Origin of the sequence: Streptomyces sp. Edi2 (assembly GCF_040253635.1) — a bacterium.
Classification (GTDB): domain Bacteria; phylum Actinomycetota; class Actinomycetes; order Streptomycetales; family Streptomycetaceae; genus Streptomyces.
Window position 1 is genome coordinate 1712934 of the sequence record NZ_JBEJGX010000003.1, and the last position, 13771, is coordinate 1726704.

General features: G+C 72.9%; 10 protein-coding genes. 1 reads left to right on the forward strand and 9 read right to left on the reverse strand.

What is annotated here, in order from left to right:
• Nucleotides 1–71 precede the first annotated feature (71 nt).
• From ABR737_RS11080 to ABR737_RS11115, 8 genes are all read right to left on the reverse strand, one after another.
• Nucleotides 72–857 carry an SDR family oxidoreductase gene (locus ABR737_RS11080; protein ID WP_350256746.1) on the reverse strand — a complete coding sequence of 262 codons (786 nt, stop codon included), beginning with the start codon at nucleotides 855–857 and terminating at the stop codon, nucleotides 72–74.
• A gap of 217 nt (nucleotides 858–1074) precedes the next feature.
• On the reverse strand, nucleotides 1075–2004 hold the full coding sequence (locus ABR737_RS11085) for an amidohydrolase family protein (protein WP_350250012.1): 930 nt from the start codon (nucleotides 2002–2004) through the stop codon (nucleotides 1075–1077).
• A 79-nt stretch (nucleotides 2005–2083) separates the two neighbouring features.
• Nucleotides 2084–3085 carry an aldo/keto reductase gene (locus tag ABR737_RS11090; RefSeq protein WP_350250013.1) on the reverse strand — a complete coding sequence of 334 codons (1002 nt, stop codon included), beginning with the start codon at nucleotides 3083–3085 and terminating at the stop codon, nucleotides 2084–2086.
• 7 nt (nucleotides 3086–3092) lie between these two features.
• Nucleotides 3093–4124 (reverse strand): ABC transporter permease, encoded by a 1032-nt coding sequence (locus tag ABR737_RS11095; RefSeq protein WP_350250014.1) that lies wholly within the window; start codon nucleotides 4122–4124, stop codon nucleotides 3093–3095.
• A complete protein-coding gene (locus ABR737_RS11100) occupies nucleotides 4121–5812 on the reverse strand; it encodes a sugar ABC transporter ATP-binding protein (protein WP_350256747.1) in 1692 nt (563 codons plus the stop codon). Before ABR737_RS11100 ends, ABR737_RS11095 begins: the two co-directional genes overlap by 4 nt.
• A gap of 29 nt (nucleotides 5813–5841) precedes the next feature.
• Nucleotides 5842–6870, reverse strand: a complete 1029-nt coding sequence (locus ABR737_RS11105) for a sugar ABC transporter substrate-binding protein (RefSeq protein ID WP_350250015.1) — start codon at nucleotides 6868–6870, stop codon at nucleotides 5842–5844.
• A gap of 158 nt (nucleotides 6871–7028) precedes the next feature.
• A complete protein-coding gene (locus tag ABR737_RS11110; RefSeq protein WP_350250016.1) occupies nucleotides 7029–7826 on the reverse strand; it encodes an SDR family NAD(P)-dependent oxidoreductase in 798 nt (265 codons plus the stop codon).
• Nucleotides 7823–9166, reverse strand: coding sequence for an enolase C-terminal domain-like protein (locus ABR737_RS11115; protein WP_350250017.1), 1344 nt, complete (start codon nucleotides 9164–9166; stop codon nucleotides 7823–7825). The genes ABR737_RS11110 and ABR737_RS11115 overlap by 4 nt, the downstream gene beginning before the upstream one ends.
• A gap of 260 nt (nucleotides 9167–9426) precedes the next feature.
• Here ABR737_RS11115 and ABR737_RS11120 point away from each other — a divergent pair, with 260 nt between their 5' ends.
• Nucleotides 9427–10614, forward strand: coding sequence for a PAC2 family protein (locus tag ABR737_RS11120; protein WP_350250018.1), 1188 nt, complete (start codon nucleotides 9427–9429; stop codon nucleotides 10612–10614).
• Nucleotides 10615–10661: 47 nt separating this feature from the next.
• Here the strand turns inward: ABR737_RS11120 and ABR737_RS11125 are convergent, their stop codons facing one another.
• A complete protein-coding gene (locus ABR737_RS11125) occupies nucleotides 10662–13718 on the reverse strand; it encodes an NPCBM/NEW2 domain-containing protein (protein ID WP_350250019.1) in 3057 nt (1018 codons plus the stop codon).
• Nucleotides 13719–13771 lie beyond the last annotated feature (53 nt).

The following is a 13771-nucleotide window of genomic DNA, read 5'->3' on the forward strand; positions in this document are numbered from 1 at the left end:
GGCCGGTTGCCGCCCACGGTTGAGGTCCCCCGGCGTTGTCGCCCCGGCGGATACCCCTACGGCGCTCCCGGTCAGGCCGCGAAGCCTCCGTCCACCGCGATCGAGGCGCCCGTGATGTACCGCCCGCCCTCGCCCGCCAGATGGGCCACGGTCGCCGCGACGTCCCAGGCCCGGCCGTACGTCCCCAGGGCGGTGAGCCCGGCCTGCATCGTCGCGCTCTCGCCGTCGGCCGGGTTCATATCGGTGTCGATGGGGCCCGGGGTGATGAGGTTGGCGGTGATGCCGCGCGGCCCCAGTTCCTTGGCCAGGGTCCGGGTCAGGCCGGAGAGGGCGGCCTTGCTGGTGGCGTAGAGGGTGCCGCCGGGGAAGGCCACCCGCTCGGCCATACAGCTGCCGATGGAGATGATCCGGCCGCCCTCGGCCAGATGGGCGGCCGCGGCCTGCGCCGCCAGGAACGGGGCCCGGACATTGGTCCGCAGCACCCGGTCGACATCGTCCAGGGAGATCCCCTCGAAGGGGCCGAGCACGCCGATGCCCGCATTGTTCACCAGGATGTCCAGCCGCCCGAACCGTTCGACGGTGCCGGCCACCGAGGCCCGCACCGCCTCCGCGTCACCGCTGTCGGCCCGTACCGCCCAGGCCTGCCCACCGCCCCGCTCGATCTCCTTGACGACCTGGCCGGCCTTGTCCTGCCGGCTCTGATAGGTCAGGGCCACCGCCGCGCCGTCGGCGGCCAGCCGCAGCGCCGTCGCCTCGCCGATGCCCCGGCTGCCGCCGGTCACCAGGGCCACCTTGCCGGTGAGCGGCCGGGGGCCGTTCGCCGCCGGGGCCCCCGCCGTCGCCGTCACGGCCGCCATCACGGTCGCCGTCGTCGCGGTCGCCGTCATCGTCATCACCTTCGCATCGAGTCGTCCGTCGTCGTGCGCGGCCGTCCGCAGTCTCACGGAGCCGTCCGCAGTTCTGCGGAGCCGGCCGCATTCCGCACCCGGTACACCGCTCTGCCGGCGTTCTCCGTGGTGCGACTCGATCCTCCGGCGGGACGGAATCCGAAGCTGGCGGAATCCGGACGCCGCGTCAGCGGCCCGGCGGCGCCTGCGTGGACGGCGGCTCCTGCGGGGCCCGTGACGTCTGCCCGGCCGGTGACTCCTGCCCGGCCGGTGACTCCTGCGTCGACGGCGTCCCGACGCCGTACACCCGCCCCGCCGTTCCTCCGAAGACGTCCGACCGTTCCGCCGGCCCGAGGTGGGCCGTCGCCGACTCCGCGAGTGCCACGACGTCCTCGTAGCCGGCCGCCAGCGTGCACACCGGCCAGTCGGAGCCGAACATCACCCGGTCGGGGCCGAAGGCCTCCAGGACGTGCCGGGCATAGGGCAGGATGTGCTGCGGCCGCCAGGCGTCCCAGTCGGCCTCGGTGACCAGCCCGGACAGTTTGCAGCTGACGTTCGGCAGCCCGGCGAGGGCGGTGAGGGCACTTGCCCAGGGTTGCCAGTCCCCCGTCGCGACCGCCGGTTTGGCGGCGTGGTCCAGGACGAAGGACAGCTGGGGCACGGCGCGTACGGCGGCGTGCGCGGCGGGCAGTTCGCGCGGGGTGACCAGCAGGTCGTAGACCAGCCCGGCGTCGGCCACGATGCGCAGGCCCCGGAGCACGTCCGGGCGGCGGAGCCAGTCGGGGTCCGTTTCGTCCTGCACCTGGTGCCGGATGCCCACCAGTCCTGCGGGCAGCGCCGCGAGCACTTCCGCGAGCGCAGGGTCGCGGAGGTCGGCCCAGCCGACGACGCCGGTGACCGGCCCCTCCCCCGCCGCGAGGGTGAGCAGTTCGGCGGTCTCCTCGTACGAGGACGACGACTGGACGAGGACCGTGCCGTCGAGGCCGTGCGCGGTCAGATGCGGGGTGAGATCGCTCAGCGCATAGCCGCGGCGGATCGGATCGGCCCACGGCCCGTCCATCCACGGCTGCTCGCGCCGGGTCGGATCCCACAGATGGTGATGGGCGTCGATACGCATCAGGGGCGCGCTCCGGGGTCGGGGTCGGGGGCGAGGTCGTCAGCCTCAGGGCGGTGGCCTCGGGGTCCTCGCGTCGGGCTCAGCCGTGCAAGGGCAGCGGAAGATCGGCGTCGAGCAGGCCGCGGGCGACGAGCGTATGCCACAGCTCGTCCGGGATGTGACGGGTGAACAGCGCGGCGTTCTCGGCCATCTCCTCGGGGCCGGCGGCACCGACGACGGCCGAGGCGACGGCACGGTGCCCGAAGGGGAACCGGAGCGCGGCGGCCTTGAGGGGAATACCGAACTCTGCGCAGACGGCAGCAAGTTGACGCGCCCGGTCGAGAACGGCGGCCGGCGCGGGCGCGTAGTTGTAGGGCGCGCCGGGTGACGGGTCGGCCAGCAGACCGGAGTTGTAGACGCCGCCGACGACCACGGAAGTGCCGCGGCGCTCGCACTCCGGCAGCAGATCGTCGAAGGCGGTGCGCTCCAGCAGGGTCCACCGGCCGGCGCAGAGCACCACGTCCACGTCCAGGTCGGCGACCAGGCGGGCCAGCAGACCGCTGTGGTTCATGCCGAAGCCGATGGCGCGCACCATGCGCTCGGCACGCAGCTCGGCAAGGGCCGGGAAGCCGGTCTCGTACACCTCCCGCAGCTGCTCCTCCACGTCGTGGAGGTAGACGATGTCGACGGCGTCCACGCCGAGCCGCTGCAGGGACGCGTCCAGCGTGGCGCGGATCCCGTCGCGGGAGAGGTCCCGTACCCGGGCCCGGGCGGGGGTGTCCACAAAGCCTTCGCCGGCCGCCCGCTCCCCCGGCGCGAGCGGCCGCAGCCGGCGGCCGACCTTGGTGGAGAGGGTGTAGGCGGCGCGGTCGCGGCCGCGCAGCGCCCGGCCGAGGCGTTCCTCGGACAGGCCCACGCCGTAGTGCGGGGCGGTGTCGAAGTAGCCGGCGCCGGTGGCGAGGGCGGTGTGGACGACGCGCTGCGCCTGTTCCTCGGGGACGGCGCGGTAGAGGTTGCCGAGCGGTGCGCAGCCCAGACCCAGGGGCGGGACGGTGACACCGGTCCGTCCCAGCTCCCTCGGTCCCTGTGGGGGACAGTGCATGCGGGCCTCAGTCCTGCTTCTCGCCGCTGGTGAACCGGGAGATGACCAGCGCGATGATGATGATCATGCCGTTGAGGAACTGCGTCCACAGCGGTGGCACGCCGCCCAGGGTCATCACATTGATGACCAGCTGGAGCGTGAGGACACCGGTGAGCGCGCCGAAGAGCGTGCCCCGGCCGCCCTTGAGGCTGATGCCGCCGATCACCGCGGCGGCGAAGACCTGGAAGATCCAGCCGTTGCCCTGGCTCGCGGAGACCGCGCCGTAGTGGCCGGTGTAGAGGATGCCCGCGAAGGCGGCGAGCAGTCCGCCGACGGCCAGCACGATCCAGGTGAGGCGGTCCACCCGGATGCCGGCCGCGCGGGCCGCCTCCGGGTTGCCGCCGATGGCGTACAGCGCCCGCCCGTGCCGCAGGTAGCCGAGGGCCGCGCCGCCGAGCGCGAAGAGGGCGAGACAGATCCAGACGGCGGCCGGGACGCCCAGCCAGTCGGCCTGGCCCAAATAGGCGAAGGACTCCGGGACATTGCCGATGGACCGGCCCTCCGAGAGGCCCACCTGCAGGCCGCGGAGCATGGTGAGCATGCCGAGGGTGGCGATGAAGCCGTTGACCCGCAGGACGAGCATGAGGAAGCCGTTGGCGGCACCGATCGCCGCGCCCACGGCCAGGCACAGCGGGATCGCGGCCCAGGCCGGGAAGAGTTCCAGCCCGGCGAAGCGGCCGCCGTGTGCGGGCATCACCAGCCACAGGGCGACCACCGGTGCCAGGCCGATGGTGGACTCCAGCGACAGGTCCATCCGCCCGCTGATGAGGATCAGCGCCTCGCCGAGCACCAGCAGGCCCAGCTCCGTGGACTGCTGGATGACGCCGACGAGGTTGTCCTGAGTGAGGAACGCGGGCGACACGATGAAGCCGATGACACCCAGCACGAAGATCACCGGCACCAGGGAGAGATCCCGCCAGCGGGCCGGATCGATCCGGGGCCGGCGGCGCGGTGGGCGCTCCGCCACATCGGTGGCCGGCGGCGAGACGGTCTCGGTCATGGCGCGGTCCCTCCCGTTCCTTGCGTTCCTTCCGTTCCCCGCGGGGTACGGGCCTCCGGCGCGGGATCGCGGCCCGTACCGGACGGACCGGGCCCGGCGTCGGCATCGGCATCGGTGTCCTCGCCGGCGCCTGCGCCCTCCGCCATGCCCTCCATCGCGGCGACGAGTTCGTGATCGCGCCAGCCGGCGGCGAATTCGGCGGTCACCCGGCCGTGGAAGACCGCCAGCACCCGGTCGCAGACCCGCAGGTCGTCCAGCTCGTCGGAGACGATCAAGGCGCCGCTGCCGCCGTCCGCGACCTCCCGTACGACGCCCAGCAGCGCGTCCTTGGACTTGACGTCGACGCCGTTGGTGGGCCGGACGGCAACCAGCACGGCGGGCTCGCGGGCCAGCGCACGGGCGATCACGACCTTCTGCTGGTTGCCGCCGGACAGCCCGGACACCGGCTGGCCGGGCCCGGTGGCCCTGATGTCCAGTGCCGCGATCATCCGGCGGGCGAACGCACGGGTCCGGGAGGGCAGTACGGTGCCCATCGGCCCGAGCTGGTCGGCGACGGTGAGCGTGGCGTTCTCGGCGACGCTGCGGCCCGGGACGAGCCCTTCGCGGTGCCGGTCCTCGGGCACGTAGCCGATGCCCGCGGCGAGGGCGTGCGGCACGCTGCCGGTACGGACCGACCGCCCGCGCACGGTGATCCGGCCGCCGTCGGGGGCGCGCAGCCCCGCCAGCGTCCGGCCGATCGCGGTGCTGCCGCTGCCCGTGGCACCCGCGAGCCCCACCACCTCGCCGGCCCGTACGGTCAGGTCGAGCGGCGCGAAGTGCCCTGCGGCGGCCAGGCCCTGGGTGCGCAGCACCGGCTCCCCGGGCGGGCGCGCGCCCGTCCGCGGCTTGCGCGCGGGACCCGCATCCTCACCCGTCATCGCCGCCACCAGCGCGTCCTCGGCCAGCCCCGGGACGGGCGCGGTCAGCACATGCCGGGCGTCACGGAAGACGGTGACGGTGTCGCACAGCTCGTGGACCTCCTGGAGGTGGTGCGAGATGAACAGGAAGGCCACACCCCGGTCGCGCAGCTCCCGCAGTTTGCCGAAGAGCCGGTCGATGCCGGCGGCGTCCAGCCGGGCGGTGGGCTCATCGAGGATGATCAGCCGGGCGCCGAAGGACAGCGCACGGGCGATCTCCACGAACTGCCGCTGCTCGACGCCGAGTTCCTTGATCCGGGCGGCCGGGTCGACCTCGACGCCGTACCCGGCGAGCAGTTCGCGGGCCCGTTCGCGCAGCGCCCGCCAGCGGATGGTGTGCCCGCCCTGGAATCGGCCGAGGTACAGGTTCTCCGCGACGGTCAGCTCCGGCACCGTCATCGACTTCTGGTAGACGCAGGCGGCCCTGCGCTGCCAGGCGGCGGTGTCGCCCCAGCCGGGCGCGGGCGCGCCGCCGAAGGTGACCCGGCCGGCGTCCGGGCGTGTCATGCCGGTCAGTACGGACACCAGGGTGGACTTGCCCGCGCCGTTACGGCCGACGAGGGCGTGCGCCTCTCCGGGGCGCACGGCCAGCCGGGCGCCGTCGAGGGCGACGGTGGGTCCGTAGCGTTTGACGATCCCCTCGGCGTGCACCGCCGCCGCGGGCCCGTGCACCGCGGGCCCGTTCACCGCCGGCTCGGCCCCGTTCCCCGCCGTCGCGGGCCGGCCGGACATCGCCTCGTCCGCCTCATCCGCCGCCACCGCTACTTCTTCTTCTCGAGCTGGTTGGCCCACAGTTTCTTGTCGTCGACGGTGTCCTTGGTGACCAGGGGCGCCGGCAGCTGGTCCTCCAGACCGTTCTTGATCTTCACGATGGTCGAGCCGTGGCCGGTGGGGCCCGGGGTGAAGGTCTTGCCCTCCAGTCCGGCCTTGGCGTAGTACAGCGCGTACTTGGCGTAGAGGTCGGCGGGCTGGGAGAGGGTGGCGTCGATCTTTCCGGCGCGGATGGCGTCCAGTTCGTCCGGGATGCCGTCGTTGGAGATGATGGTGATGTGCCCGTCGGAGCCGGCCGGCCGCAGGAGTTTCTTCTGTTTCAGAAGGGCGAGCGTCGGCTGCAGGAAGGCGCCACCGGCCTGCAGATAGATGCCGCCCACGTCCGGGTGCTGGGCGAGCAGGCTCTGCAGCTTGCCGGAGGCGACCTCGCCCTTCCAGTCGGTGGCCAGCTCATGCACGGTGATCTTCGGGAACTTCTTCTTCATGCACGCCGCGAAGGCCTCGGAGCGGTCCCGCCCGTTGATCGAGCTGAGGTCGCCCTGGAGTTCGGCGACCCGGCCCCTGCCGCCCAGTTTCCTGCCGAGGTAGTCACAGGACTTCTCGCCGTAGGCGCGGTTGTCGGCACGTACGACCATGTAGACCTTGCCCTCGTCGGGGCGGGTGTCGACGCTCACCACCGGGATCTTCTTCTCCGCCAGGCGCCGCAGCGCGGCGGCGATGGCCCCGGTGTCCTGCGGCGCCATGACGATGGCCTTGGCGCCCTGGTCGGTCAGCGCCTGCACATTGGAGACGACCTTGGCGATGTCGTTCTGCGAGTTGGACAGCGGCAGCGCGGCCGGCCCGCCGTGGGCCAGGTCCTTTTCGAGGTACTGCTGGTAGGAGTTCCAGAAGTCGGTGTCCGTACGGGGCATGTCGATGCCGATCCTGCCGCCCGCGGTGCTTCCGCGGTTGCAGCCGGCGAGCGCGGCGGTGGCGAGCAGCACGGCACAGGCCACCGCGCCGGTCGTACGCAGTCTCATGGTGGTCCCTCGGTCGTGGTGTGCGGCTGGTGCGGGGCGCTGTACGGGTCGGGGCGGATGCGGGCCGAGGCGGGGTACGGGTCGGGGCCGGATACGGGCCGAGGTCGGACAGGGGTCGGGGCCGATGACCGGTCTTGGCCGGTCAGGTGGCGGGCAGGTCACGTGACGGGCCGCAGCCGCAGCCCCTGCATCCCCCCGTCCACGGCGAGCGCCGTCCCGGTGATGCCGGAGGCGGACGGGGACGCCAAGGAGGCGATGGCGGCGGCCACTTCGTCCGCGGTGACCATCCGGCCCATCGGCTGGCGGGCGTTGAGGGCGGCGCGTTCGGCGGCCGGGTCGTCGGCCCGGTCCAGCAGCCGGCCGACCCACGGGGTGTCGGCGGTCCCCGGATTGACGCAGTTGACGCGGATGCCCTCCCGGAGGTGGTCCGCGGCCATCGCGAGGGTCAGCGAGAGGACCGCGCCCTTGCTGGCGCTGTAGAGCGCGCGCTGCGGCAGGCCCGCGGTGGCGGCGATGGAACAGGTGTGGGTGATGGAGACCCGGCCCGGGGCGCCGGCAGCGGTGCGGCGCAGCGCCGGGAGTGCGGCGCGGGCGGTGCGCACCAGGCCCAGCACGTTCACGTCCAGGACCCGGCCCCACTCCGCGTCGTCGTTGTCCTCGACCGTGCCGACGGCACCGATACCGGCGTTGCCGACGAGGGTGTGCAGGGCGCCCAGCTCCCCCACCGCTTCGCCGACGGCGGTGCGCACCGCGGCGTCGGAGGTGACATCGGCCGTGACCGGGATCGTCCCGGGGGGCGCGCCGGAGGGGTCCCGGTCCAGGACGGCGACCTTGGCGCCGCGCGCCAGCAGCAGGGCGGCGGTGGCCGCCCCGATGCCGGAGCCGCCGCCGGTGACGAGCGCCGCCATCCCCTCGAAGTCGGCCGGTGGCCGGGCGTGGTGCGGTGCGGAACTCATGCGGAGACCTCCTGTTCGCCGTGCCGGCTGTGCGGGGAGCGACGGGCGCGCCATACCGGCCCGTCGGGGAAGCGGTGGGCGGCGACCGAGGCAGGCTTCATCCGGGCCGAGAAACCGGGCGCGGACGGGGCGCGGTAGCGGCCGCGCTCGACGACGACGGGATCGCTGAAGTGGTCGTGCAGATGGTCGACGTACTCGATCACCCGGTCCTCCCAACTCCCGGACACCGCCACATAGTCGAACATCGCCAGGTGCTGCACCAGCTCGCACAGCCCGACCCCGCCGGCGTGCGGGCACACCGGCACGCCGTACTTCGCGGCCAGCAGGAGGATCGCCAGGTTCTCGTTGACCCCGGCCACCCGCGCCGCGTCGATCTGGACGAAGTCCACGGCGCCGGCCTGCAGCAGCTGCTTGAAGACCACCCGGTTGGCGACGTGCTCGCCGGTGGCGACCTTCACGGGCTGGCCGGAGCGCACCGCGGCATGCCCCAGGACGTCGTCCGGGCTGGTCGGTTCCTCGATCCAGTGCGGGGCGTACGGCGCGAGCGCGGTCATCCATCGGACCGCCTCGGCCACGTCCCAGCGCTGGTTGGCGTCGACGGCGATCCGTACGCCGGGGCCGACCGCGTCCCTCGCCAGCCGCATCCGCCGCTTGTCGTCGTCGAGGTCGGCGCCCACCTTCAGCTTGATCTGGCCGAAGCCCTCGGCCACCGCCTTCTTCGCCAGCCGCACCAGCTTGCCGTCGTCGTAGCCGAGCCAGCCGGGCGAGGTGGTGTACGCGGGGTAGCCCTCGGCCTTGAGACGGGCGGCGCGCTCGGCCCGGCCGGGCGCCGCGGCGCGCAGGATCGCCAGGGCCTCGGCCGGGGTGAGGGCGTCGGAGAGATAGCGGAAGTCGACGAGGGAGACCAGCTCCTCGGGTGTGAGCGCGGCCAGGAACTCCCACACCGGCAGGCCCGCCCGGGCGGCGGCCAGGTCCCAGGCGGCGTTGACCACGGCGCCGGCCGCCATCTGCATCACGCCCTTCTCGGGGCCGAGCCAGCGCAGCTGGGAGTCATGGGTGAGGTCGTGGTGGAGTGCGGCGAGAGCTGCGGCGGTGGCCGGTACGGGGCGGCCGACGACGTACGGGGCGAGGGACCGGATCGCGGCGGCCATGACCTCGTTGCCGCGCCCGATCGTGAAGCAGAGGCCGTGGCCCCGCGGCCCGCCGCCGGTGTGCAGCACGACATAGGCGGCGGAGTAGTCGGGGTCCGGGTTCATGGCGTCCGAGCCGTCGAGCTGTTCCGAGGTGGGGAAGCGGACGTCGTGGACCTCGAACCCGGTGACGGTGTCGGCCGCAGTCATGGGCATGCCCCCTGAGATGTTGCGGAAGAACATCGGACCTCTCCCGGTCATCCGATGTATAGACCCGCGCGTCGGGCACCGTCCAGACCCCGTACGGAAGTTGACCGAACGTGGCCGCAACAGATCGGATGAATCTCGACCCCCTCACGCAAAGGGGCTGCGAACCGGCACCACGGACGCCGTAGTCTTGGGAACGCACGCAATGGAACTGCTGCCGGCGGCCGCCCCAGGTGGCCGGACCGGTCGGAAGGAGGCGCTGGGTGATCGAGCTCGAGGGGGTGCCCGAGCTGATCGACCCGGTCATGGTGGCCGCGTTCGAAGGCTGGAACGACGCCGGCGACGCCGCCTCCGCCGCGGTCGCGCATCTCGACCGGGAGTGGAAGGGCGAGGTCTTCGCCGCGCTGGACGCGGAGGACTATTACGACTTCCAGGTGAACCGCCCCACCGTCTTCCTGGACGGCGGCGTACGCAAGATCACCTGGCCGACGACCCGGCTCTCCGTCGTCCGCGTCGGCGACAAGAACGGCAAGGGGCGGACCCGCGATCTCGTCCTGGTCCGCGGTATCGAGCCCAGCATGCGCTGGCGCTCGTTCTGCAACGAAATCCTCGGCTTCGCCCATGAGTTGGGCGTGGAGATGCTGGTGGTGCTGGGCTCGCTGCTCGGGGACACCCCGCACACCCGCCCGGTGCCGGTCAGCGGGGTCACCTCCGACGCGGAACTCGCGAGCCGCCTGGACCTGGAGGAGTCCCGCTACGAGGGCCCGACGGGCATCGTCGGCATCCTCCAGGAGGCGTGCACCCACGCCGGTGTCCCGGCGGTGAGCCTGTGGGCCGCGGTGCCGCACTACGTCTCCCAGCCGCCCAACCCGAAGGCCAGCCTCGCGCTGCTCAACCGCCTGGAAGACCTCCTCGACGTGCGTATCCCGCTCGGTGAGCTGAGCGAGGACGCGCGCGCCTGGCAGCTGGGCGTGGACCAGCTGGCGGCCGAGGACAGCGAGGTCGCCGAGTACGTCCAGTCGCTGGAGGAGGCCCGGGACACCGCCGACCTGCCGGAGGCGTCCGGCGAGGCCATCGCCCGCGAGTTCGAGCGCTATCTGCGCCGCCGTGACCCGCAGGCCCCTCCCGGTGTGGCGACCGAGGGCGGGCTCGCCGAGGGCCGGGACAGCTCCTACCTCCGCGACTCCGCCGGCGGCCGCGGCCGCCCGCCCCGCCCGGTGTCCAAGGAGCCGCGGGAGCCGAAGCCCGGCGACGACAGCGGTACGCCGCCGAAGGACACCGGTACGGGCCAGAAGGACTCCGGTACGGCGCCGGTGGACACCGGCAAGGGCAACAAGGGCTCCGGTGACGCGCCCGACCCACCGGCAGACCCGCCGGGAGGCGCCCCGGGAGGCGCGGACTCCGCCGACTCCACACGGCCGGAGGACGGCCCGGAGGACGCCGGAAACTGAACGCCCTGCGCTGCCCCTCCCCCCGAGGCGGGAGGGGCAGCGCCTGCTCACCCCGAGCAGTGGAAGCGCGCCCCCGCCCAGTCGCCGTGATCGCCGGACTTCTTGCCGTCGGTGTCGGTCACCTTGAGGCGTACGTGCCGGACGCCGCCGAGCGGCACGTCCACCGCCACCGGTGCCGAGGCGCCGGTCAGTTTCGGTGAGGTCCACAGCACCTTGCCGTCCCCCTCCACCGAGAAGGCGACCTGCCCGTAGTCGGCGATCTCGTCGTCGATCCCGGCATCCGCGGTGAAGGACGTACAGCGCCCGCCGGTGAAGAACTCCAGGTCCGAGTCGGCGTGCGTCCCGAGGCCCTTGGCGTACGTCTTCCCGGCGAGGGTGAGCGGATGGCCGTCCGCCGCCCCCGACTCGCCGTTGCTGCGGTCCCGTTCGGCCGGCCCGTAGCCATTGGTGCCGCTCAGCCACTCCAGGTCGCTCGCCCAGGTGTCCTGGGCGGGCGCCTTCGGGACGGCCCGCACCTCGAAGCGGTGCACCGCCGTGCGCGGCGCACCGGCCGAGCGGTAGCGGACGGTGGCGGTCACCGTGACCGGGTCCGCGCTCCTGGCGTCCTTCGGCGCGGTGAGCGTCGGCGTGTCGCGCAGGGTGGTTCCGGCCGCGATCCGCGCATGGCGCACCGGCGCCGAGACGGTCCAGCCCTTGGGCGCGGACAGGGACACCGACACCTCATGTGCCGTACGGGTGCCCGCGGTGAGCGCCGTCCGTACGGCCGTCGGCACGCCCTTGGTCACTTCCTGACCGCCCGGCGTGGATACCGCGACCGTCGCGCCCGGGGTCCGGCCGCCGACCGCGCTCGCGCCCTTCAGCAACAGGGTGAACGCGCGGCCGGTGGGGCGGGAGGCGGTCTTGACCCGGACGACGCCCGCGCGGTCGGCGGGGTCGTGGATCCAGCCCTCGTCCGCCGCCTCGAACGCGCCCGCGGACGGCAGCCGCTTCAGCGGACGGCCGTCCAGGGTGACGCCGCGCGGGGCGTCCCCGGTGTGCACGGTGAAGCGGTACGGCCGGGCCGTCTGCTTCCCCCGGAACGAGCCCCGCAGGGCGCCGATGCCGATCCGTACGTCGCCGCCGCCGGAGCGCGGTGCCGCCACCTGCACCCGCTGGGTGGCGCTGCTGCCGTCCCGGTGCGCGCGGGTCACCCCGTCGTCCTCGTAGAGGGTGAACGAGGAACGGCCCTGCGGATAGACGTCCCAGGCGAGCGGCGAGTGTGCCGTCCGGTCCTGGTACGACCTGATGCCGGGCCACATGGGCACGGCGGCACCGGCCCTGACGAAGAGCGGCAGGGTGTCCAGGGGCGCGCTGTAGCCGTTGATGGTGGCCGGCCCCCGGTAGGTGCGTCCGGTCCAGTAGTCGACCCAGGTGCCCTTCGGGAGGTAGATGCCGTCGCGGGTTCCGGTGTCCTGGTAGACGGGCGCCACGAGGAAGTCCTGGCCGGTCAGGAACTCGTACTTGGCGGCGTCGGTGGCGGCCTTGGGGTCGTCGGGGTATTCGAGCGACAACGGGCGCACCGGCCCGACGCCGGTCCGGGTCGCCTCGGCCGCGTAGGAGTACATGTAGGGCAGCAGCGACTCCTTCAGCTTCAGATACTTCCGGTTGACGGAGGTGTAGGGCTCGCCCTGGCGATAGGGCTGTTTGTCGCTGTCCGCCCAGCCGTCCATCGTCATCATCGCCGGGAGGAAGGACTTCCACTGCAGGTCGCGGACGTAGGTCCGGGGGCTGCCGCCGAAGATGCCGTCCACGTCGCCGGTCGTGTAGGCGAGTCCGGACATCGTCGCGCCCGCGTAGGTGGGTATCTGCCAGCGGATGTAGTCCCAGGTGCCGCTCTGGTCACCGGACCACTGGACCCCGCAGCGCTGGGCGCCCGACCAGCTCTCGGGGGCCCAGGTGAAGCCCCGGGCATCGCTGTTGTCCTCGATGCCCTTGTAGGCGTCCTTGCAGCCGTCCAGGGCGAATTTGTAGCCGTCGCCGACCCAGGCGACATCCAGTTTGGCGATCCGCTGGCCCGCCTTGACCTGGTCGGCGAGCTTGCCGATGCCGTCCTCGGTCCACAGTCCGAGCTTCATCTTCCGCTCGCCGAGGCCCTTGGAGGTCTCGGCCAGGTTCTCGTAGCCGCAGCCGTAGCCGTCGTTGACCAGCATCCAGCCGTTGGGCAGGTCGTGTGCCGTGTAGCCGTCGGCGACCTTCAGGGCGTCCAGGGTGTGCCGCTCCCCCCGGTTCGCATTGTGCAGATAGCAGTCCGAGTCGCCGATCTCCAGGCCGTACAGCGGCGGCAGGAAGGGCTTTCCGGTCAGCGAGGTGTACTGGCCGATGACGTCCTTGGCGCTCGGCCCGGCGAAGTAATAGGCGTCGAAGCGGCGTTCCTTCGCGCGCGTCGTCACCGGCTCGTCGAAGGCGTACGTATTGGGCGCGTACGTATTGCGGAAGACCCCGTATCCCGCGGACGAGAGGTAGAACGGGACGGAGTTGGGGTGTCCGCCGTCGTCCCAGTGGTAGTCGACGCCGACCTCGACGGTGTGGCCGCGGTGTGAGGTGTTGCCGCGCCCGTTCTGCATCCCGGCGCCGTAGAACTGCTCGTCGCTCCCCCGCGCCAGGGTCTGGGTGGTGGTCGCGTCGTCCCAGCTCAGCCCCTTCGCCTCGGACCACACCAACGAGCCGTCGGCCCGCCGCAGTTCGAAGCGCAGCGGCGCCTTGAAGGCCTTCAGGGTGACCTGCGAGGTGCTGAGTTCGTAGGCGTCCCCGGCGTCCCGCCAGTGGGTGGCGGGCGGTGCGCCCCGGGGCAGCACGATGTCCTTGCCGGTCGGGTCGGTGAAGGTGCCGTCCGGGGCGAGTTCGATACGGAAGGTCCGGTCCGTCACGAAGCTGACGCGTGCCTCGGCCCGGCCCGCGTGCAGACGGTAGACGGGTCCGTCCGCGGCGAAGCCGGTGATGTCGCCGACGGTCTGCGCGGGTGCGCGGCCGTCCGCCCGTACGCTGCCCGCCGGCCCCGCGACGGCCGCCACGAGTCCGAGCAGCGCGGCAACGACCGCCACCCGCAGTGCTGTTGGTTTCCTCATGCCCGCAGCTCTAGTGCGCGCCCGGGCCGCGCCACCATGGACTCTTGGGCCGG